The organism is Streptomyces sp. NPDC102490, assembly GCF_044765285.1.
GTDB lineage: Bacteria > Actinomycetota > Actinomycetes > Streptomycetales > Streptomycetaceae > Streptomyces.
Genome location: NZ_JBIWJU010000005.1, coordinates 437817 through 460641, shown reverse-complemented (window position 1 = coordinate 460641; position 22825 = coordinate 437817). Strand labels below are relative to the sequence as shown.

Annotated in this window: 16 protein-coding genes and 2 pseudogenes; 13 read left to right on the top strand and 5 right to left on the bottom strand. The window is 67.6% G+C overall.

The window, feature by feature from the left end; genetic code table 11:
* Positions 1–118 precede the first annotated feature (118 nt).
* The 6 genes and pseudogenes from ACIRGB_RS13800 to ACIRGB_RS13775 form a co-directional block, all read left to right on the top strand.
* Complete coding sequence (locus ACIRGB_RS13800) at positions 119–1477, top strand: glycoside hydrolase family 43 protein (protein ID WP_403863135.1); 1359 nt, start codon at positions 119–121, stop codon at positions 1475–1477.
* A gap of 107 nt (positions 1478–1584) precedes the next feature.
* A complete protein-coding gene (locus ACIRGB_RS13795) occupies positions 1585–3891 on the top strand; it encodes a beta-L-arabinofuranosidase domain-containing protein (protein WP_403863132.1) in 2307 nt (768 codons plus the stop codon).
* Positions 3892–4007: 116 nt separating this feature from the next.
* The gene (locus ACIRGB_RS13790) at positions 4008–5417 is read left to right on the top strand and encodes a non-reducing end alpha-L-arabinofuranosidase family hydrolase (RefSeq protein WP_403863129.1); all 1410 of its coding nucleotides are present in this window, start codon (positions 4008–4010) and stop codon (positions 5415–5417) included.
* A gap of 77 nt (positions 5418–5494) precedes the next feature.
* The gene (locus ACIRGB_RS13785; RefSeq protein WP_403863126.1) at positions 5495–7141 is read left to right on the top strand and encodes a glycoside hydrolase family 27 protein; all 1647 of its coding nucleotides are present in this window, start codon (positions 5495–5497) and stop codon (positions 7139–7141) included.
* 196 nt (positions 7142–7337) lie between these two features.
* Positions 7338–7481 (top strand): annotated as a pseudogene (locus ACIRGB_RS13780) (peptidylprolyl isomerase); the annotation flags it as partial.
* A pseudogene (locus ACIRGB_RS13775) lies at positions 7473–7683 on the top strand (IS630 family transposase); the annotation flags it as partial. The pseudogenes ACIRGB_RS13780 and ACIRGB_RS13775, both read left to right, overlap by 9 nt.
* Positions 7684–7732: 49 nt before the next feature.
* On the opposite strand, the gene ACIRGB_RS13770 reads toward ACIRGB_RS13775, so the two are convergent.
* The 5 genes from ACIRGB_RS13770 to ACIRGB_RS13750 form a co-directional block, all read right to left on the bottom strand.
* On the bottom strand, positions 7733–8050 hold the full coding sequence (locus ACIRGB_RS13770) for an Imm51 family immunity protein (RefSeq protein WP_403863123.1): 318 nt from the start codon (positions 8048–8050) through the stop codon (positions 7733–7735).
* 259 nt (positions 8051–8309) lie between these two features.
* Entirely contained in the window at positions 8310–8813 is a 504-nt protein-coding gene (locus ACIRGB_RS13765; RefSeq protein ID WP_403863120.1) for a DoxX family protein, read from the bottom strand.
* Between the two features lie 137 nt (positions 8814–8950).
* Entirely contained in the window at positions 8951–9607 is a 657-nt protein-coding gene (locus tag ACIRGB_RS13760) for a lytic polysaccharide monooxygenase (protein WP_403863117.1), read from the bottom strand.
* An 85-nt stretch (positions 9608–9692) separates the two neighbouring features.
* On the bottom strand, positions 9693–10139 hold the full coding sequence (locus ACIRGB_RS13755; RefSeq protein WP_403863114.1) for a DoxX family protein: 447 nt from the start codon (positions 10137–10139) through the stop codon (positions 9693–9695).
* 109 nt (positions 10140–10248) lie between these two features.
* Positions 10249–12585: a family 49 glycosyl hydrolase gene (locus ACIRGB_RS13750; protein WP_403863111.1), complete on the bottom strand. Its 2337-nt coding sequence runs from the start codon at positions 12583–12585 to the stop codon at positions 10249–10251.
* An 862-nt stretch (positions 12586–13447) separates the two neighbouring features.
* Between ACIRGB_RS13750 and ACIRGB_RS13745 the strand changes: the two genes are divergently transcribed.
* From ACIRGB_RS13745 to ACIRGB_RS13715, 7 genes are all read left to right on the top strand, one after another.
* The gene (locus ACIRGB_RS13745; RefSeq protein WP_403863108.1) at positions 13448–14629 is read left to right on the top strand and encodes an ROK family protein; all 1182 of its coding nucleotides are present in this window, start codon (positions 13448–13450) and stop codon (positions 14627–14629) included.
* A 75-nt stretch (positions 14630–14704) separates the two neighbouring features.
* Complete coding sequence (locus tag ACIRGB_RS13740; protein WP_403863104.1) at positions 14705–16441, top strand: alpha-glucosidase; 1737 nt, start codon at positions 14705–14707, stop codon at positions 16439–16441.
* 43 nt (positions 16442–16484) lie between these two features.
* Complete coding sequence (locus ACIRGB_RS13735) at positions 16485–17801, top strand: ABC transporter substrate-binding protein (RefSeq protein ID WP_403863101.1); 1317 nt, start codon at positions 16485–16487, stop codon at positions 17799–17801.
* Between the two features lie 110 nt (positions 17802–17911).
* On the top strand, positions 17912–18805 hold the full coding sequence (locus tag ACIRGB_RS13730; RefSeq protein WP_403863098.1) for a carbohydrate ABC transporter permease: 894 nt from the start codon (positions 17912–17914) through the stop codon (positions 18803–18805).
* Between the two features lie 2 nt (positions 18806–18807).
* Positions 18808–19731 carry a carbohydrate ABC transporter permease gene (locus ACIRGB_RS13725; protein ID WP_403863095.1) on the top strand — a complete coding sequence of 308 codons (924 nt, stop codon included), beginning with the start codon at positions 18808–18810 and terminating at the stop codon, positions 19729–19731.
* A 533-nt stretch (positions 19732–20264) separates the two neighbouring features.
* Positions 20265–21611 (top strand): beta-propeller fold lactonase family protein, encoded by a 1347-nt coding sequence (locus ACIRGB_RS13720; protein ID WP_403863092.1) that lies wholly within the window; start codon positions 20265–20267, stop codon positions 21609–21611.
* Positions 21612–22043: 432 nt separating this feature from the next.
* Complete coding sequence (locus tag ACIRGB_RS13715) at positions 22044–22793, top strand: SDR family oxidoreductase (RefSeq protein WP_403863089.1); 750 nt, start codon at positions 22044–22046, stop codon at positions 22791–22793.
* The last annotated feature ends 32 nt before the right edge of the window (positions 22794–22825 follow it).

The following is a 22825-nucleotide window of genomic DNA, read 5'->3' as shown; positions in this document are numbered from 1 at the left end:
TCAGAGGCATTGACGCACCCACGTCCCATACCTATCTTCTGCTCGACGTACCGTACGCAGTTCGACATTTCGAACAACCTGAAGTGTCAGGGCAGTTCACGCAGAAATGGGACGAGCGTTGAACAGAACCCTCAGGGCGGTCCTCGCCGTCCTCACCTCGATGGCCGCCCTACTGGGCCTCACCACCGCCCTCGCCGGTACGGCCGGAGCCGCCCACCCGCCGGCGGGGCAGACGACGCGGTACACGATGACCGCGTTCACCAACAGCAGCGAGTCGAACATGTACGTGTACGACTCGCCGGACGCCACCGGATTCACCCTGCGGAAGGGTCCGGCCTTCACCCCGCCGTCCGGTCTGATCCGAGACCCCAGCATCTTCAGGCACACCGACGGCTTCTACTACCTCACGTACACCACCAACTGGAGTGGGAACACGATTGGTTTCGCCCGCAGCGCCGACAGAGTGAACTGGACGTTCCTGTACAACCACACGATCCCTGTCAGCGGGCTGACCCGCACCTGGGCGCCCGAGTGGTTCGTCGACACCGACGGCAGCGTCAACGTCAACGTGTCCCTGACGTCGGCGAGCAGCGCGACCCACTTCACCGCTTACAAGATCACGGCGACCAATTCCGCGCTGACCACCTGGTCCACCCCCACCCAGCTGGCGGGCATCGGCCCGAACCACATCGACACCTTCGTCGTCAAGGTCGGTTCCACCTACCACGCGTTCACCAAGAACGAGACGACGAAGTACATCGAGTACGCCACCGCCTCCAGCCTCACCGGCCCGTACACCTTCAAGAAGACCGGCAACTGGGCGGGCTTCGGCGACTGGGTCGAGGGCCCGGCCCTGGTCCGGCTCGACAACGGAGGCTGGCGCATCTACTACGACGGCTACCGCGCCGGCAGATACTGGTACAGCGACAGCTACGACAACTTCGCCACCTGGTCCACGCCCACCGAGGTGCCCGGACTGTCCGGCCTCATTCGCCACGCCACCGTGCTGAAGGAGACCGTCTCCGGTGGTGTCATCCTCCCGGCCAACACCACTCGGTCTCTCCAGTCCGTCAACTTCCCGGGCCGATACGCCGTGGTGCGCTCCGACAACCTCGGCCATGTCGACCCGGTGACCCCCTCCAGCAGCACCGCCGTCAAGCAGAGCGCCACTTTCACCGTCGTGCGCGGACTCGCGGACGCCAACTGCTACTCCTTCCGCGACTCCGCCGGGCGCTATCTGCGGCACTGGGATTACCGGGTCCGCTTCGACAGCGGCAGCGGCACGGCCGTCTTCGACAAGGACGCCACGTACTGCGCCCGTCCGGGCGCGACCGCGGGTTCGGTGAGCCTGGAGTCGTACAACTACCCAGGCCGCTACCTCCGCCACTACAACTACGCGCTGCGCCTGGACCTCTACCAGAAGACCGACACCTTCCGCGCCGACAGCTCCTTCACGCTGGTCGGCCCCTGGGCCTGACCTGCCCAACTTCGCAGCGGTGCAGCCTTTCTGGTTTTCCGTCAGGTGCCAGGAGCTCACCGCGTGGATACGCGATCGCACCTTCTGCCCTCACCGAAAGGTTCACGATGTCGCCCTCCGTCAGCAGACGGCGCTTGCTGCAAGCAGTGGGGGCCGCCGCCGCCGCCTCTGCCACCGGATCCGTCGTCTGCGCGTCCCCCGCTCACGCGGCCGTGCCTCCCGCAAAGGCCGATGTCGGGGTCTCCGCGCACCCCTTCGCGCTCGACCAGGTCCGGCTCACCGCGAGCCGCTGGCTGGACAACCAGAACCGCACACGGAACTACCTGCGGTTCGTCGATGTCGACCGGCTGCTGTACAACTTCCGCGCCAACCACCGGCTGTCCACCAACGGTGCTGCCCCCAACGGCGGTTGGGACGCGCCCGACTTCCCCTTCCGTACCCATGCGCAAGGGCATTTCCTCACGGCATGGGCACAGCTGTACGCCGTGACCGGGGACACCGTCTGCCGGGACAAGGCGACCCACATGGTTGCGGAGCTGGCCAAGTGCCAGGCCAACAACAGCGCCGCCGGCTTCAACGCCGGGTACCTCTCCGGTTACCCCGAGTCCGACTTCACCGCTCTCGAACAGCGGACCCTGAGCAACGGCAACGTGCCGTACTACACCATCCACAAGACCCTCGCCGGCCTGCTGGACGTATGGCGCCACATCGGCAGCACACAAGCCCGTGACGTGCTGCTCGCCCTGGCGGGATGGGTCGACCTGCGCACCGGCCGGCTGAGCGGTCAGCAGATGCAGGCCATGCTGGGAACCGAGTTCGGCGGCATGAACGCCGTGCTGACCGATCTCCACCAGCAGACGGGCGACGCGCGGTGGCTCACCGTCGCCCGGCGGTTCGACCACGCGGCGGCGTTCGACCCGCTGGCGGCCAACCAGGACCGGCTCAGCGGACTGCACGCCAACACCCAGGTGCCGAAGTGGATCGGGGCCGCCCGGGAGTTCAAAGCGACCGGCACCACCCGCTACCGGGACATCGCCACCAACGCCTGGAACTTCTGCGTCGAATCGCACACCTATGCCATCGGTGGCAACAGCCAGGCGGAGCACTTCCGCGTCCCGAACGCCATCGCCGGCTACCTGAACAAGGACACCTGCGAAAGCTGCAACACCTTCAACATGCTCCTCCTCACGCGTGAGTTGTTCGCGCTGGACCCGAACCGGGCCGCGCTGTTCGACTACTACGAGCGGGCGTGGCTGAACCAGATGATCGGCCAGCAGAACCCGGCCGACCCCCACGGCCACGTCACCTACTTCACCCCGCTCAACCCGGGAGGCCGGCGCGGTGTGGGTCCCGCGTGGGGCGGCGGCACCTGGAGCACCGACTACGGCACGTTCTGGTGCTGTCAGGGCACGGGCCTGGAGATGCACACCAGGCTGATGGACTCCATCTATTACCGCAGTGACGACACACTGATCGTGAACCTGTTCGTGCCTTCGGTGCTCACCTGGTCGGAGCGTGGAATCACGGTCGCCCAAACCACGACCTACCCCGTCAGCGACACCACGACGCTGCAGGTCACCGGCAACGTCAGCGGGACCTGGGCGATGCGCTTGCGCATCCCGGGCTGGACCGCGGGGGCCACTGTCAGTGTCAACGGCACGCGGCAGGACATCGCGACCACGCCCGGCAGCTACGCCACCCTGACCCGCTCCTGGACCTCCGGCGACACGGTCACCGTCCGTCTGCCCATGCGGGTCGTCATGCGAGCGGCCAACGACAACGCGAACGTCGCCGCGATCACCTACGGTCCGGTGGTTCTGTCCGGCAACTACGGTGATTCCGCGCTGAGTTCCCTCCCCACGCTGAACACGTCCTCGATCAGACGGACCAGCAGCACGTCACTCGCCTTCACCGCCACCGCCAACGGCTCCACCGTCGATCTGGGCCCGTTCCACGACGCGCACGGCCACAACTACACCGTCTACTGGAACGCCGGCGGCACCGTCCGTCTCAGCAATGTGGACAGCGGTCTCGTGCTGGGCATCCAGGACATGTCCACGGCCGACGGCGGCCGCGCCCTCCAGTGGCACGACTCGGGCACAGCCGACCACGACTGGCACATGGTCGCCGATGGAAACGGGTTCCGCCTCCGCAACGCCCACAGCGGCAAGGTGCTCGGCGTCTTGAACATGTCCACGGACGACAAGGCGACCGTCCTGCAGTGGTCGGACAACGGCACCGCCGACCACCGATGGACACTGCTCGACCAGGGAGACGGGACGTACAAGATCCGCAACGAGCACAGCGGCAAGTTGCTCGCCATCGCGAACAACTCCACCGCTGTCGGCGCGTTCGCCATCCAGGATTCCGACGACGGCACCGCCGACAACCGGTGGCGCATCGTGAGGATGTGAGTTCCGCCCTGGAGGCAGACGGCCGCTCTCCCCCTTGCATCTACTCACCAGCTCGACCCTTGTTCGGCATCACGCACATGACGAACAGAACCGCTCACTCAAGGAATGAGGCCTCCATGCGCAGACGTGGCTTCAGCCGCAGGCACGTGTCAGTCGTGCTCGCGACCCTGCTCGCTTCGGCGGCGACACTCGTCGCCAACCCCGCCCAGGCCGCCAGCACGAGCACCGTGCGCGGCGCCGGTTCCGGCCGGTGCCTCGATGTGCCGGGCACCAGCCAGACCGATGGCACGAACGTGCAGATCTGGGACTGCCACGGCGGGACCAACCAGCAGTGGACGCTGACGGACGACAACGAGCTCACCGTGTACGGCAACAAGTGCCTGGATGTACCGGGCCACGCCACCACGGCCGGTACCCGGCCGGTGATCTGGTCCTGCAACGGAGGGACCAACCAGCGGTGGCGGGCGAATGCCGACGGCACGATCGTGGCCGTGGAGTCCGGGCTGTGCCTGGACGTCAACGGCGGCGCCACGGCCAACGGCACGGCGGTGCAGCTCTGGAACTGCAACGGCGGCAGCGGCCAGAAGTGGACCGGCCTGTCCGGGACGCCGACCACGTGTGCTCTTCCCTCGACGTACCGGTGGAATTCGACGGGTCCACTGGCGCAGCCGTCGAACGGGTGGGTCGCGCTGAAGGACTTCACCACCGTGACGTACAACGGCCGGCACCTGGTCTACGGGACCGTCTCTGACGGATCGTCGTGGGGCGCGATGACGTTCCGGCCCTTCACGAACTGGTCGGACATGGCCTCGGCCGGCCAGACCAAAATCAGCGGGTCCGCGGTGGCACCCAAACTCTTCTACTTCGCGCCCAAGAAGATATGGGTGCTGGTCTCGAACGGGTGGGGCACCGCCTGGCCCTTCACCTACCGCACGTCCAGCGACCCCACCAACCCCAACGGCTGGTCCGCGCCGCAGGAGCTGTTCACCGGCAGCGTCCCCGTCGGCGGCCCGATCGACCCGACCGTGATCGCCGACGACCAGAACATGTACCTGTTCTTCGCCAACGACAAGGGCAGCATCTACAAGTCGACCATGCCGATCGGGAACTTCCCGGGCAGCTTCGGCTCGTCGTACACGACGGTGATGAGCGACACGGAGAAGAACCTGTTCGAGGCGCCGGAGGTCTACAAGGTCCGGGGCCAGAACCAGTACCTCATGATCGTTGAGGCTCGTGGTGCGACTGAGCAGCGATTCTTCCGCTCGTTCACGGCCTCCAGCCTGAACGGTCCGTGGACCCCGCAGGCCGCCACCGAGAGCAACCCCTTCGCGGGCAAGGCCAACAGCGGTGCCACCTGGACCAACGACATCAGCCACGGTGACCTGGTCCGCAACAACCCCGACCAGACCATGACCATCGACCCCTGCAACCTGCAGTTCCTCTATCAGGGCAGGGACCCCAAATCGGACGGCCTCGACTACCTGAAGCTGCCGTACCGGCCTGCCCTGCTCACCCTGCAGCGCTGACCCGCGCGCACCTGATCACCAACTCATGAGCGGCCCATCAGGCCCGCGTAGCCACGCGGGCCAGGAAGGAACCCCCCATGGTTTCCCTGCACAGACGATTACTGCGTCTCCTCACGGCCACCGCGCTGACGCTCACCGCCTGCGTCACCGCCTCCGCCGGCTCGACCGCCCAGGCCGCGCCGGGCAGCCCGGCGCTGACCCCGCCACTGGGCTGGAACAGCTGGAACAGCTTCGGGTGCGGGATCACCGAGGCGCAGGTCCGCCAGGCCGCCGACGCGATGGTGTCCACGGGCATGAAGGCCGCGGGCTACCAGTACGTCGTCGTCGACGACTGCTGGTTCGACCCGCAGCGTGACGCGGCGGGCAATCTCCGGGCCAACCCGACCAAGTTCCCCAGCGGCATGAAGGCGCTCGGGGACTACATCCACGGCAAGGGCCTGAAGTTCGGCATCTACCAGGCGCCCAACGAGAAGACGTGCGCCCAGGGCGTGGGGACCTACCCCGGCTCCACCGGCAGCAAGGGCCACGAGGCCCAGGACGCCGCCACGTTCGCCTCATGGGGTGTGGACTACCTCAAGTACGACTGGTGTTCTGGCAGCGGCACCCTCAACGAGCAGATCGCGCAGTTCACGACCATGCGAGACGCCCTGCGTGCCACCGGCCGCCCGATCGTCTACAGCATCAACCCCAACAGCTTCCACTCCCCCACCGGCGACAAGTACGACTGGGGTGAGGTCGCCGACCTGTGGCGGACGACCGAGGACCTGCTCGACATCTGGCAGAACAACAACACCAACAGCTACCCGATGGGCGTCGGCAACGTCCTGGACGTCACCGCGCCGCTGGCCGCGCAGTCGGGCCCGGGAAACTGGAACGACCCCGACATGCTGGTCGTCGGCCGTCCCGGTCTGTCGCTGACCGAGTCCCGCTCCCACTTCGCCCTGTGGTCGCTGCTCTCGGCCCCGCTCATGGCCGGCAACGACATCCGCACCATGTCCGCCGACGTGAGCGCGATCCTGCGCAATCCCCGTCTGCTGGCGGTCAACCAGGATCCGCTGGGCGCGGGCGGGCGCAGGGTGCGTGACGACGGCGACACCGAGGTGTTCGCCAAGCCCCTGTCCGACGGTTCGGTCGCCGTGGGCCTGTTCAACCGGGGCGGGGGCACCGCGACCATCACCGCCTCGGCCGCGCAGGTCGGACTCACCGGAGGGTCGTTCGCCCTCACCGACCTGTGGACCGGTGCCACGTCGAGCACGTCCGGGCAGATCTCGGCGAGCGTCCCGGCGCACGGTGTCGCCGTGTTCAAGATGACCGGCGGCAGCCCGCTGGCCTCCACCACCGCACGCCTGCGCGCTACCGGGTCCGGCCGCTGCCTGGACGTGGACCGCGCCGCCACCGCGGCCGGGTCGGCGACGCTGATCTGGGACTGCCACACCGCCGCCAACCAGCTCTGGACCACCTGGGCCGGAGGCGAGATCCGCGTCTACGGCGACAAGTGCCTGGACGCCTCCAACCAGGGCACCACCAACGGCACACGGGTCGTCATCTGGCCCTGCAACGGCCAGAACAACCAGAAGTGGACGAGGCAGACCGACGGGTCGATCCGCAACGTCCACGCCGGGCTCTGCCTGGACGTCCAACAAGCAGGGACCGCCAACGGGACCCCGGTCGTCCTGTGGACCTGCAACGGCCAGAACAACCAGAAGTGGACCACACTCCCGTAACCCGCCACCCCTGCCACCGCGCGGGCAGGCACCCGAGCGGTTGAGGGCAGTCCCACGACAGCGGACCGAGTCGCGGGGCCGCAGGCTGTCACGGCTGCGGCCCCGCCACGGCTCCCAGGTCAGGACATTCCCATGATGCAAACGGCAACTCCGAGGCCCTGACGGTGACCGGCACACCCAGGCCGGCCGAACGCTCGTGTTCCACCGGGTCGTCCGGGGCTTCGTGATCCAGGGCGGTGACCCCCTGGGCAACGGGACGGGCGGGCCCGGGTACAAGTTCGCCGACGAGTTCCACCCGAAGCCGGCGTTCACCAGGCCCTACCTGCTGGCCATGGCCAACCCCATCGAGGCCCACTTCGGGTCCCTGCGGCAGTTCACCCTCGCCAACTCCCACCATCCGAACCACACCGTCCAGGCCCTGGGCCCTGCACGCCTACCTGCGCCGGCGCAACCAGAACGCCCGCCACCCCGACGTCCTGGCCGCCCAACGCCGCGAACGCGCACGCGTCCGCAGCGAACGAGGTCTCCGCCGGGGCGGCAGGCCACTGCCGACCGCAGCCCGACCCGGCTCAACCCGGCGAGGTCACAGCATTAGTCGTCGAATTCGAAGCCCGAAGCCTCCGCACGGGCCATGATGTCGCGGACTGCGCCGGGGCTCGTGATGACGGATTCGACGGCCGTCTTGAGTCGCGCGAGGTCGCTCGAACTGCCGACCGCGCGGAACATGCCAGCCTCGCTGTCGAAATCGACGTGCTCTGCGATATCCGGCCAGGCAAACCGCACGAGCCCCTCCCAGAAGTACCCGTTCGGCTCGTGCCCGGCGGCAGCTACTGCGGCATCGGCAGCCAGGCCGCCGGCATCCCATGTCAGCGAGTGCTCGCCATCGAAGTCATGGAGGTGGATGGTCACGGCGCGATCGTCTCACCCCAGCACGCGAACCGTTCGCCGGGTCCCTCGCGATGCGGCAGTCGGACGAGCCGAGGACCACGAGGAACTCGCCGACGTCAGGGTACGGAGAGAGGTGGTGGACGGCCCGGGGACCACTGGCGTAGGTCTTGCCGAGCTGGGTGCATGGTGACGGCGCTTACCGCGTGTAGTTCCTGGATGGTGGTGCGGACCTGCAGGCTCGGGCGGATTGTCCGGCGGCTGCGTAGCGGGGTCGGTGAGGTCAGCCAGAGAGCTCGTCAGCTGCGACGGCCAGGCAGGCCGCCACGAGGACCAGGTTTTTCAGGACGTACTGGCCTTCGAGCGTGGGCGCACCGTGGTGCCACATCTGTCCGGGGAGCAGCGCGAGAGAGGTGAAGACCCCGGCCATGTGCCCGAGGAACAGGGCCAGGGCGGGTCGGAGGAACAGGCCGGTGACCAGAGCGAGTCCGATCAAGGTCTCCGCGGTGCCCAACAGCGGCATGGACACGGTGGTGGGCAGTAGGCCACTGGTGAGCTTCGTCATGGCGGCGGCCGCGATCTCCTCGGCCGGACTTCCGTCAGGGAAGAGCTTGAGCACCCCGAACCAGCAGTAGAGGACACCGACGCTGATGCGCAGAACCGAGGTGCTGCGCGCCCGGTAGTGCTCGGCCGCGCGCTGGGTGGCTGTCCTTCGGGCCGATGGGGTGCGGAGGGCGGGAAGGAGCCGTTCGCGCAGCAGGCGGCGGGGGTGGCTGGTCAGGAGCATGGGTCCTCCGTGAGGCGACCGGTCCGGCCGCGGCGGCCGACCGGTGAGAGCGAGGGCGGAAGGCCCCGCGAGGTGCGCGCCTCGCGGGGCCGGTGTGTCGTGGTGTCCTGGTGTCGTTCAGCTGGGTCCCGCTGGCGTCAGCTGAAGTTGACGTCGCTGCACAGGAAGTACTTCTGGTCCATGTGGGACGCCTTCCAGACGGTCACCACGACGTGCCGTCCGCTGTAGCCGGAGGTGCTGACGTCGGTGACGTAGTGCGGCTGGTAGGGGTAGCGGCCGGTCTTCTTCACCAGCTCCAGGTCGTTCCACCCGATCAGCTGGTACTCCGGGTTGAAGCCTTGCTTGGTGACGTAGACCTCGAGCCAGTCGGCGCCGTGGCGGGCCTCGTCGTAGAGGTCGACGGTGAAGTTGGAGCCGATGTCGGTCGTCTTCCACGGGCCGGGGCGGTCGAGCGGGCGGTAGTTCGTCTCGCCCTGGCCGCCGGCGCTGCAGATCTGTCCGTCGGGGATGACCTGCTTGTAGTTGTCGCCGGTGTTGTTGGCGTAGACGGCCTTCCACGCGCCGATGGCGTTCGGGTTCTCGTGGTAGGTGCGGTAGCACATGGGGTCCTGGGACTCGTTGGGCTCGGTGTAGCCCCAGCGCTGAAGACAGCCGTAGTTGCGGGTCTCGGGGGTGATGACCGTCCCGTGGGCGGCGGCCGTCGGCGCCCCGGCGAGCAGGCCGAGCAGGCTGGTGGCCAGCACGGTGGCGCCCAGTGCGGTACGGCCGGCCGTGGTTGCGGGTAGGCGGTTCATGGTGTTCTTCCTCCATGGGTGTCGGGAGACCACAGGTCGACGTACACCTGTGATTTACGTGCTCATGTCACGCAGTTGGGTGAGGTCAGATGCTGTGGGCGTCGCTCACCTCCTTTCGTGTGAGCTGTCTGCGGTGGGTGGTGAGGGCCAGGAGTTCGGCTGCGGACCATCGGCCGGGGCCGAGGGCGGCGATGAGCAGGAAGGCCCAGCAGAACAGGGCTGCCTGCTCGCCGCCGTTCTCCAGCGGGAACAGCCCGTCCGGCTGGTGGTGGACGAAGTAGGCGTACGCCATGGATCCGGAGCACACGACGGCGGCCGGCCGGGTGCCCAGGCCGAGCAGGACGAGGGTGCCCCCGAGCAGTTGGATCACTGCCGCCCACCATCCGGGCCACTGGCCGGCGCTGGGTGGTTGCCCGTGCGGTCCGCCCAGCACATCGAAGAGCGTGGCCGCTCCGTGGCAGGCGAAGAGCAGTCCGAGCACGATCCGGAACAGGCCCAGAACGGGCCCCTGGTATCTGGTGGGTGTCTCCACGGTGGTGCCCTTTCTCAGCGGCGAGCAGGGGATGGACCGTTCGCGGTCTGCGGTTGCGCAGTCCGGTGGCCGTCGGCAGCGGCGGATCGCCGGCGGCCACCGGGGTGGGTCAGGAGGTGAGGGTCCACTTCTGGCTGTCCCAGGTGCCGCAGTCCCACAGGTGCAGGCGGGCGCCGTCGGCGGTGCTCTGGCCTTCGATGTCCAGGCAGCGTCCGGACTTGAGGTTCTTCAGGGCGCCGTTGAATTGAAAGGCCCACTTCTGGCTGTCCCAGGTGCCGCAGTCCCACAGGTGCGCCTTGGTGCCGTTGGTGGTGGCGCCGCCTTCGACGTCCAGGCACTTGCCGCCGGACTTCAGCTGCTGCCCGTCGAGCGCCCAGCTCATCGAGGCCACGTTGGCGCAGGACCACTGCTGGACGGTGGTGCCGTTGGCGATGGAGCCGCCGGCGCGGTCGACACACTTGGCGGTCGCACCGTTGACGATCTTGCCGCCGGTGACCGGGTCGGGGTCGGGGTTGTTGCCGCCCGGGCCCCAGGCGTTCCAGTTGTCCCAGTTCTCGGCGTCGAAGCCGATCCGGCCGAGCTGGTCGGCGGCCCAGTTGGTGCCGGACTTCTGGATGACGGTGCCCCCGACGGTGTAGTTCTCCAGCTTCAGGCCGCGGCTGTCACGCGTCTCGTTGCCGAGGGTCACCTTCTGCCCGGCGCTGTTGCTGTACCGCTTGAGGAGGCTGACCTGGGAGGACGGGTCCAGCTGGTTCCAGGCGCCGATCCTGAGGTTCTTGACATGGATGTTCTCGGTGCTGGAGAGGGCGAAGACGCGGATCGCGCAGTTGGTCATGCCCTCGACGGTGATGTTCTCGAAGGTCATGTTCTTCACCCACGCGCCCGGGTCGGCCTTGGTGGTTGAGCCCATGTCCTCCCAGTGCGAGGAGGAGTTCAGGATGCAGGTGTTGTACTTGACGTCCTTCCAGTACATGCGGTTGTGGATGACGTGGGTGTTGCTCACCCGGACGTTGTCGATGGTGCGCGGGGTCCAGCCCCACTGGATGACGGGGCCGTTCTCGTTCTTCCAGACGACGGTGTTATCGATGCTGACGTCGCTGTGGTACATCTTCAGCACGTCGTCGTTGGCGTTGAAGAACGTGTTCTTCATGGTGCTGCCGCGGTACAGCTCGATGCCGTCGGTCTGCCAGTACCAGGAGCCGACCTGCTTGTAGTTGTCGACCCGCATGCTGAACGTCTGCTCGTCGCCGTAGACCACGAAGGAGTGGTAGGGCGGCTCGTTGATGGTCACACCCTGCAGGTCCAGGTGCTGCTGGCGGCCCTGCGCGGAGGCGAACTGCAGCATCTTCACGCAGCTGGAGTGGCAGTTCGAGGCGCCGGAGAGGTGGTCGTAGTTGTTGTTGGTGTCCGCCTCGTAGACGTACTGCTCACCGGAGAGCACGCCCTGGCCGGTCACCTTGTACAGCCCCTGGCTGTCGTCGGGGAACCGGATGGCCCCCTTCACGTACGCACCGGGGGCCAGGTAGACCCACTTGACCTGCTTGGGCAGCAGCGCGTGGTACTTGGAGGTCATGTAGTAGGTGCCGGGCCGGAAGTACACGATCTCCTCACTGATGGTGTTCAGGTTGGTGACCTGGCCCTGCTGCGGATAGTGGATGCTGCCGGAGGCCGCCGTCGGGACCAGCCTGTCCTTCTCGGCTCCGGCCGGCGCCGGCTCGGCGAAGATCATCATGGAGTTGCGCGGCTCCGTGTGGATGGCCCGGTTGCCGCCGCCGCCCTGGTCGGTGAGCTTGCCGGCATCGTTCGCGGGGCCGGACATGTCGTTGTAGGCCGTGTACAGCTGCGGGTCGAACTCGACGGAGAACCGGTAGCCTTTGGCGTCGTAGGGCACCTTGACGCGCACGGTGTTGCTGTTGACCAGTTCCTTGGCGAAGTTCAGGCTGCTCGGCTTGATCTTGACCTGGTCGGCCGAGGAGATCGTCTGGCCGGTGCGCAGGGAGACGTCGACCCACACGTCGGTGGTGTACTGGAACGAGGACCAGCTCATGGTGAGGTTCGCGGACGAGGAGAACTCGGCCCCGTCCTCCTTGGTGTAGCCGATCTTGCCCTTGCCGCTGCGCGGGATGCTCATGTAGGCGAACGAGTCGTACTTCGTCGTCGGGGCCGCCTCGGTGGCGACCTTCACGTCGTAGAACGACGACCGCCGGACCTTGTCGTTGGCCACCGGGCTGGTGGTGTTGAACTCGTAGTTGTCGTGCCACCACGTCTTCAGAGCGGTGCTGTCCGCAGGCGTCGGCTCAGCCGCCGAGGCGGCCCGGACGTCAGGGGCGGGGCGACTCGAAGGCGTCCCGGCGGCGGCCGTGCCGGCGGGCACGATGACCGAGGCCAGTGCCAGTGCCAGACCGACGGCGATCGCCGCCAGTCGTCTCAGTGCTGCTGCAGGCATGCGGATATCCCTTTCCTTGGCAACAGGGGACCCACCGACGGCTCGGCGCCGTCCCCAAACGGTTCGTTCGGGCGGCTCGATCAGCGCGCAGGCCAGCGAGACGGCACGCATCAGGGGGAAGCGCGGCCGAGACGGCTGGCGGTGGGTGTCTACAGAGTGCTGGGGGCGGACATCGGGTGTCCCCGGCCAGTCCGGACTACGTACACGTGAAGGGCCGGTTGCCCGGCGGCTCGGCCGGCCACCGCCTCGGCGCGGGCCGGTGACCGGACCAGTGCAAGAGTCCTCCCTTCAGCAGACAAGAACGGGTGGCGCGTGCGCCCGGGTTCATCCGAGGGGACTGGGACACTCCGGTTCTCCGTCCCGCCCGGGCCGGTGGACGCGGCACGCACGCCGCTGAGCGCGCCAACGGCGCAGACAACGGGTCCCTGGGGTGCCGCCCAAGCGCCGGGATGCTGAGCCCAGCGCTGTGCGGTCGCCGGATAACGTCCCGTCATTTCTTCCTCGTGTCAACGAAATGAACAAGATTCATTGACGCTCGACCTCCGTTCCGTCCGGACAGAGGTCTCAGACCGGGATGTCTTACGCAGGCAGCAGGCACACGAGGTGCGATTACGGTTGTGTAACGCGCTGTTTTCTTTCTTGACGCACGAAAAACGGGAGGACAGACTCCCGTCATGTCCAGCCGGCTCAGGACACCGGGCCGGGGCCCGGAGTGAGGCGCGAGGAGGGGACGATGAACTTCCTGTCCCTGCTCATGCCACGGTTTCGGCGTCATGGGCGACGGCCCGCACCGCATCGGGTTCGATGGAAGCGGACCGGCCGGACCAGCCCTTGACCGACTACGCCTTTGGAGGCGCGCGTGATGAGCCCGTCCAAGATCCGCTTTTCGGAGCTTGTCGGTGAGCAGACCCGGGCGGAGATCTTCGCGACCGTGCTCACCGCGGGTCCCATTTCGCGCACCCAGCTCGCCCAGCGCCTTGGCCTGGTGCCCTCGAGCGTGACCCGGATGCTTCCCCCGCTCCTGGAGCATGACTACCTGCGCGAAGCGGACACTGCCCCCCAGGGGCGGGGCCGGCCGCAGAAGATGCTTCATGTCAATCCCGACAAGCACGTCGTCGTCGGCACGAAGATCGGTCCCAAGCAGGTGTCCGGGGTGGTCACCGACATGGCGGCCAACGTCCTGGCCCGCGCCGAGGAACCGATCGCCGACTGCACACCCGAGACTGCCCTGTCCGCCGCTGCAGCCCTGACCAGCAGGCTCCTTTCCGAGGCGCCCGAAGCGGCGGACAGGGTGCTGGGGCTGGGCGTCGGCGTCAGCGGTCACGTCGACTCAGGCGCCGGTGTCTGCCGCTACTCGGCCCTGCTCGACTGGGACAAGGTAGACGTGGCCGGCCCGCTGCGTGAGGCGACTGGTCTGCCGGTCGTCGTGAACAATGACGTCAATACCCTGGTCGTCGCCGAGCGCTGGTTCGGACAAGGGCGCGACGTCGACTCGTTCGCCGTCGTCACCGTCGGTCCCGGCATCGGCTGCGGCCTCCTCCTCGACGGAACCCTGTTCTCCGGCGCCACCGGCCTGGCCGGAGAACTCGGCCACCTGCCCCTCGACCCCGCGGGCCCGATGTGCAGCTGCGGCCGCCGCGGCTGCCTGGAAGCTCTCGCCGGTGACCGGGCGGTCCTGCGCCATCTGATGGACGCCGGTGTCCCCTGTGCCACCATCTCCGAAGCCATCGACCTGGCCCGCTCATCCGGCGGCTCCGCCCAGTCGGTCGCCCGCTCCGCGTTCGCCGAAGCAGGAGCCGCCCTGGGGCGGGGCCTGGCCGGCATGTGCAATCTCCTGAACCTGCAAAAGATCATCATTGCCGGAGAAGGAGCGGTCGCCTACGACCTCTTCGGCCCGGCGGCGTCACAAGCACTGGAAGCCCACGCCTTCTCCACCGCTGCCCGCGACTGCGACGTCCACGTCGACCCCGTCCGCCACGACCTGTGGGCCAGAGGCGCGGCCTGCCTGGTCATCCGTGACGCGGTGGGCGCAGCCATCTCCTGACCCGCCGCCGACCGTCACCACATCCCCCCTTCCGTCTTCACTTCAAGTAGCCGATCACACACGATGAGGTTTGACGTGCCCGAAAACGCGCCCAGCCCTGCCGACGCCTGGTGGAGCAAAGCGGTGGTCTACCAGATCTATCCACGCTCCTTCGCCGACTCGGACGCGGACGGCATTGGCGATCTTCAGGGAATCACCGAGCGTCTGGACTACCTCTCCGAGCTCGGCGTGGACGTGCTGTGGCTTTCCCCGGTCTACCCCTCACCGCACGACGACAACGGCTACGACATCAGCGACTACCAGGACATCGACCCGCTGTTCGGCACGCTCGCCGACTTCGACCGGCTGCTGGCCTCCGTGCACGAGCGCGGCATGAAGCTGGTGATGGACCTGGTCGTCAACCACACCAGCGACGAGCACCCCTGGTTCACCGCCTCCCGCGACGGCGGTCCGGGCGGCCCGAAGCGCGACTGGTACATCTGGCGCCGGCCCCGCGAGGGCATGGAGCCCGGGACGGCGGGAGCGGAACCGAACAACTGGGAGTCGTGGTTCTCCGGTCCCGCCTGGACCTACGACATCGCCAGCGGCGAGTACTACCTGCACACCTTCTCCCGCAAGCAGCCCGACTTGAACTGGGACAACCCCGATGTCCGCCAGGCCGTGTACGCGATGATGCGCTGGTGGCTGGAGCGGGGGGTGGACGGCTTCCGCATGGACGTCATCAACCTGATCTCCAAGAACCCGGCCCTGCCTGACGGCATTGTCGCCGAAGGTGCCCGCTTCGGCGACGGAAGCCCCCACTACGTGTGCGGGCCCCGTATCCACGACTACCTCGCCGAGATGCACCGCGAGGTCTTCGCCGGCCACCCGCGGCGCCTGCTGACGGTGGGCGAGATGCCCGGCGTCACCGTCGAGGAGGCCAAGCTCTTCACCGACCCCGCCCGCCGCGAACTCGACATGGTCTTCCAGTTCGAGCACGTCGGCCTCGACCAGGGCCCCGGCGGCAAGTTCGACGTCCGCCCCCTGAAACTGACCGACCTCAAGGCCAGCCTCGGCCGCTGGCAGACCGGCCTGGGCCAGACCGGCTGGAACAGCCTGTACTGGAACAACCACGACCAGCCGCGTGTGGTCTCCCGCTTCGGCGACGACTCACCGTTGTACCGCTACCGCTCGGCGAAGCTGCTCGCCACCGTCCTGCACCTGCACCGCGGCACACCGTACGTCTACCAGGGCGAGGAACTCGCCATGGCCAACACGCCCTTCGCCGCCATCGACGACTTCAGGGACATCGAGTCCCTCAACCACCACCGCGATCAGCTGGCCCTCGGCGCCGACGAACAGCAGGTCCTCGCCGGGCTGCGGCACCGCAGCCGGGACAACGCCCGTACGCCCATGCAGTGGGACGCCACCGAACACGCGGGCTTCACCGCCGGCACCCCGTGGATCGCGGTCAACCCTGACCACACCGAGGTCAACGCCAAGGCGCAGCAGGCCGACCCCGACTCCGTCTTCCACTACTACCGCCGCCTGATCGCTCTGCGGCACACCGAACCCGCCCTCACCCACGGCGACTTCCACCTGCTCCACCCCGGCCACGAACAGCTCTACGCCTTCACCCGCCACGACGCGGACCGGGCCACCGAACTGCTCGTCCTGGCCAACTTCAGCGGCACCGACCTCACCGTCGACCTGCCCGACGGCTGGGAGCACAGCGAGACCCTGATCGCCAACGTGCCCGCCACTTCACCCCTCACGAGCCCGCACACCCTGCAGCCGTGGGAAGCCCGCGTCCACCGCCGCCGCACCAGCTGACACCGCCCGCCCTTGTCGCAACGACGCACACCAAGGAACAGCCATGAACATCCCGCGCACCCCGTCCGTCCTTCGCAGAAGGCCGCTCCTCCTCGCGGTCACCGCCCTGGCCCTGCTGGCACCGCTGACCGCCTGCGGCGGCTCCGACAGTGCCGAGGGCGACGGCAAGACCCTCCGCCTGTGGCACTACGAGCAGGAGGACGGGGCCCTGAGCAAGGCATGGGACGCGGCCATCGCCGAATTCAAGAAGACCCACCCCGACGTCAAGGTCGTCTTCGAGCAGAAGACGTTCGAACAGATCCAGCAGAACGCCGGCATGATCCTCAACTCCGACAAGGCGCCCGACGTCATGGAGTACAACAAGGGCAACGCCACCACCGGCCAGCTCGCCAAGCAGGGCCTGCTCACCGACCTCACCCCTTTGGTGAAGGAACACGGCTGGGACAGGAAGATCAGCGACAGCGCCTCCGTCACCGCCCGCTACAACGACAAGGGCGAGATGGGCGGCGACACGTGGTACGGCATACCCAACTACGGTGAGTTCGTCCTCACCTACTACAACGACGACCTGTTCAAGAAGTACGACGTCGACAAGCCCACCGACTTCAAGAGCTTCGAGGCCGCGCTCGCGAAGTTCAAGGCCGCCGGCATCACGCCGCTCGCCAACGCCGGCAACGACCACCCCGCCAGCCACTGGCTCTACCTGCTCGCCCTGTCCAAGGCGAACAACACCTGGGTCGACAACTACCAGCGCTACCTTGGCAAGGTCGACTTCCACGGCCCCGAGATGACCTACGCCGTCGACAAGTACCAGGAGTGGCTCGACAAGGGCTACTTCGACAAGAAGGACGTCGGCCTCAAGGGCAGCGACATGGCCGAGCAGTTCGTTGCCCAAAAGCGGCCCATCATGGTCGGAGGCAACTGGTGGTTCGGCAGCCTGACCACCGACATCAAGAACTTCAAGTGGTCCACCGCCCCCTACCCGGGCAGCGAGAGAACGCTTGGTTCCGGCGGCAACAACTGGGTCATCCCCACCAAGGCCAAGAACAAGAAGCTCGCCGAGGACTTCATCGGCATCACGATGTCCGACAAGATCCAGAAGCTGATCGGTGAGGAGGGCAACGTCCCGCTCGCCGCCAAGCCGGCCGACATCACCAACCCCAGGTCCCGCCAGCTCACCGAAGCCTTCGCGCAGGCCCAGGAGAACGACGGCCTGGCCTTCTACCCCGACTGGCCAGTCGCCGGCTACTACGACACCTGGGTCGCCGCCACGCAGAACCTCATGAACGGCGGCAAGGCCGACTCCGTCCTCGACGAGCTGGCGGCCCCCTACGAGAAGTACGTCGCGACCCGGCCGTGACGTTCCCTCCCCGGCCGGCGCATCGTCGCGCCGCCGGCCGGTAACCACGCGTTCCGGGGGTGGCTGCCCGGACCCGCCGCGGCAGCCGCCCCGCCCAACCAGGAGCAACAGTGAAAACCAAACGTCACCCGCGGTCCACGGGATATGCCGTCTTCCTCACGCCGGGCCTGCTGCTGAGCCTGCTCTTCCTCGTCGTCCCGCTGGTGATGACCTTCTACTACAGCCTCACGGCGTGGCAGGGCATCGGCGACCCCACCTTCATCGGCCTGGACAACTACACACGCCTCTTCCAGGACGCCGACTTCTGGGCCTCCTTCCGCAACATCGCCTTCGTCATCATCGGCATCGCCGTCGTACCCACCCTGCTCGGCCTGTTCCTGGCCGCGCTGCTGTTCGACTACATCGGCAAGAAGCACGGCGACGGCATCGTCGGCATCTTCCGCTCCGGCCTCTACCTGCCTCAGGTCATCCCCGTCGCCGTCACCGGCCTGATGTGGGGATGGATCCTCGCCCCCGAAGGAGCCGTCAACAGCATCCTCGACACCATCGGTCTCGGCTCCCTCGCCGAGAACTGGCTCGGCGACCCCGACCTCGCCCTCTGGGTCGTCCTCGGCGTCCTCGTCTGGATGCAGCTCGGCTACCCGCTCGTCCTGTTCATGTCCGGCCTGCAGCGCATCGACCCCGAACTCTACGAGGCCGCCTCACTCGACGGCGCCTCCTGGTGGCAGCGCTTCACCCGCATCACCGTGCCCATCCTGCGGCCCGAGGTCTACGTCGTCCTCGTCACCACCACCATCGCCGGCCTGAAGGTCTTCGCCCAGATCTTCGTCCTCACCGGCGGCGGCCCCGGCAACTCCACCCTGGTCCCCGCCTACTTCGCCTACCAGAACTTCTTCGAACGCGCTGACGTCGGCTACGGATCCGCGATCTCCAGCACCATCACCCTGCTCGTGCTGATCATCGCCGGAACCATGCTCACCCGCCAGGCCCGCGAGGACGGATGACCATGACCACCGACACCACCACACCCGTCACATCCCGCACCCAGAAGACCGACCCTCCCGCGCCCGCACCCCCCGGACGCCGACGCAGGACCCGGGCACCCGGCAAGCGCAGTGCCGGCTCCTACGCCGTCGTCGCCGCGGTCACCGTCTTCGTCCTGGCCTTCCTCGCCCCGTTCGCCATCATCCTGCTCAACTCCTTCAAGACCAGCGCCGACTACCGGGCCAACGGGTCACTGTCCTGGCCCGAGCACTGGAACTGGGACATCATCGGCGACGTCTGGGAACGCGTCGACTTCACCCAGAAACTCGTCAACAGCATCCAGATCAGCCTCGGCGTCGTCCTCATCGCCGTCGTCCTCGCCCTCTTCAACGCCTACGCCATCGGCATCGGCCGCGTGCGCTGGCGCACCGCCTTCCTCGTCTTCTTCCTCGGCGTCAACGTCCTGCCACAGGAAGGACTGGTCTACCCCATCTACTACCTGTTCAAGGAGATGGGCCTCTACGACGGCAAGCTCGGCTACACCATCCTCGTCGGCATCACCTACAGCGCCTTCGGCACCTACCTGCTCTCCTCCGTCTTCAGCAGCTTCCCCCGCGAACTCATCGAAGCCGCCTCCCTCGACGGCGCCGGCCGCTGGACCATCCTGTGGCGCATCATCCTGCCCATGAGCTGGCCCACCCTGTCGGTGATGTGCGTCTTTTTCTTCGTCTGGAGCTGGAACGAGTTCCTCTACCCCCTCGTCCTGCTCATCTCCAACGACAACCAGACCGTCCCCCTCGGCCTGTCCGTCATGCAGGGCCAGTACACCAGCGACCCCACCGCCCTGAGCGCCGCCGCCCTCCTCGGCGTCATCCCCATGGTCGTCTTCTTCCTCATCTTCCAGCGCTCCCTCACCCGCGGCGTCACCGCCGGCGCCGTCAAGTAGACCGGCACGGCCACCAACCACCCCGGATCCGGAACCATCCACCGCCCCGCAACCGGATCCGGGGTACAGCCGTCACACCCGCTCCTCACCGCTGTTCTCGCCTTGTCGGCGCCCGCTCCTGGCTCCGTCGCGCACGCCGACTCCGCGTGCCCCGGCGCGGCGGGGACGGCCGCGGTGATGGGGAGTACTGCTCACGGGCCGGCTACTGCTGCGTGGCCACGCTGGTCACCGACGGCCCGGACGCCTGCCCGGTGTTCCGAAGGCTCCAGCGCGCCCGCCTGCGAGGTCATCAGGGAGGCCCCCGACGGCGACCCATCCCCTCAACTCCCTACGAGAGCCCACGATTCGGCGAAGGACAGCAGGTGGTCAGGGGGCCGGTGGCGGTGGGACCGTGTGACGGTGCCGCCGCCGGTTCCTGGGGCCTTCCGGTTCCCGCGGTCGTGGTGCGGGACACAGGGGAAGGGATGTTGTCGATGTTCCTCACGTTACGGAACCGTTCGCCACGCAGGGCCGGAGCCGGTCGCCGTTTCGGCTTGCTGACGAGCCTGGTGCTGGCGACCACCGCCATCTCCGCTCTGCCCGCCACCGATGCCGCGGCCGCCGTTCCCGGTGGTCCCGCACTCTACGTCGTCAACAGCGGAGACGGCAGCGTCTCGTCGGTCGACAGCAGCAGCAACACCACATCCAGCATCGAGGTGGGCTCCGTCCCCTACGGTGTGGCCCTCAACGCGTCCGGCAGCCTCGCGTACGTCACGAACACGGACAACGGCACGGTCTCCGTGATCGACACGGCCACCTCGGAAGTGACCGCCACCATCCAGGTCGGGCAGACGCCCTACGCGGTGGCCGTCGCTCCGGACGACGCCCGGATCTACGTCACGCACCCCGGCGACGGGACCGTCTCCGTGATCAGCGCCGCCACCCGCACCGTCACGGACACCATCACCGTCGGCGGGCGGCCCGTCGCCCTGGCGGTGAACCCGTCGGGTTCGCAGGTCTACGTCACCGACGACAGCGACGGCAACGCCGTCCGCGTGATCAGTACCGCGACCGACACCGTCACCTCCGTACCGCTGCCCGCCCACTCCTACGGGGTCGCCTTCAACCCCGCCGGCACCCTCGCCTACGTCGCACTCGTCAACGGCGGCTCCCTCGCGGTGATCAACACCGCGACGGGCACGATGACGTCGACCATCCCCGTCGGAATCGCCCCGCACGCGGTGACCTCCTCCCCGGACGGGAGACTCGTCTACGTCACCAACAACGGCAGCAACACCGTCTCGGTGATCAACGCCGCGACCGGCACCGTCACCGCCACCGTCCCGGCCGGCGGCGGACCGGAGGCCGTGGCCTTCGATCCGGCCGGAAGCCGCGCCTACGTCGCCAACGCAAACGGCGACACGGTGACAGTGATCGACACCGCCACCAGCACCACCACCGCCACGTTCGCCGTCGGCAGCCGGCCGACCGGGATCGCCTTCGTCCCCGCTCCCACGGCAGACCTGAGCGTGACCTTGGCGGCCAAGGGGACCCCCGGCCTGCTCAACGGGCACATCGACTACACCGTCACGCTCACCAACCACGGTCCCTCAGAGCTGAGTTCGGCCACCGTCACCGCGGCTCTACCCGCGCCGATGACCGCCACCAGCAGCTCCTGCACCACCACGAGCGGCCGCGTCGTCTGCACCGTGGGGACTCTCGCGTCCGGTGCCGTCACGACCCGAACATTCCGGGTTCCTGTCGGCACACTCACCCTAGGGCTGCCCTACACCGTCAAAGTGACGCGCACTGCCGGCAACCCGGTCGACCCGCGGCCCGCGAACGACACGGCCACCCGCACGTGCACCGTGGTGACCTCGCTGATCATCACCTGCGGCTGACGACACCGAAGTGTGAGCCCCCATCGTTACCGCCACGACCGTGGGGCCCGACGCGGCTTCTCACCGAGCGGTGCTTGGCGAACCGCCTCCATGGCACGGCGATCTTCCTGCCGCCGGGCAGGTAGCCAACCACGCTCGGCGCCGAGGTCACCCGAGCCGCCCATGCGCTCCACCTCGGCAAGCCGGAATCCCTTAGGCAATCGCCGCAGACCGCATCAACCAGGTCCCGGTCGCGATCGGTGCGACGACCGACGACTGGCGCGGCTTCGCACTAGGCAGCTCCCCCGCGCACGAGTCCGCTGACTGGGGGTACCGATGATGTTTGTGGAGCGACCCGAAACTTCTGTTACCTGATGCCTGGAATGTCCACCTAGGCTCGGCTCCGGAACGTCATCCAGTCGATGGCCGACAGGGCCGTGAGGAAGTGCGGACATGACTGAGAACACGCTGAGGGACAAGATCGCCGTCGTCGGCGGTGGCGAGAAGAACCTGGGCGGGCTGATCAGCAGGACATTCGCGGAGGCCGGGGCGAAGGTGGTCGTGCACTACCACAGCTCCGAGAGCGATGCCGAGCAGACGGTCAAGGCGATCCAGGAGGCCGGAGGACAGGCCGTCTCCGTCCAGGGGGATCTGACGAAGGTCACCGACGTACGGCGGCTCTTCGACACGGCCGTGGACACCTACGGCGGCGCCGACATCGCGGTCAACACCACCGGGATGGTACTGCGCAAGCCCATCCTGGAGACCACCGAGGAAGAGTACGACCGCATGTTCGGCATCAACGCCAAGGCGGCGTACTTCTTCATCCAGGAGGCGGGGCGCCGACTGAACGACCACGGCAAGATCATCAGCGTGGGCACGTCTCTGCTCGCCGCCTTCACCGACGGCTACTCCACCTACGCCGGCGGAAAGGCGCCCCTGGAGCACTTCACCCGGGCGGCGGCCAAGGAGTTCGCGGACCGCGGGATCTCCGTGAACACGGTGGCTCCGGGGCCGATGGACACGCCGTTCTTCTACGGTCAGGAGACCCCGGAGCGAGTGGAGTTCCACAAGTCGCAGGCGATGGGCAACCAGCTCACCCAGATCGAGGACATCGTCCCGATCATCAGGTTCCTGGCCACCGAAGGCTGGTGGTTCACCGGTCAGACGATGTTCCCCAACGGCGGCTACACCACCCGTTGACCCTGTGCCCTCCCCGTGGGGCGTCCCGGCCG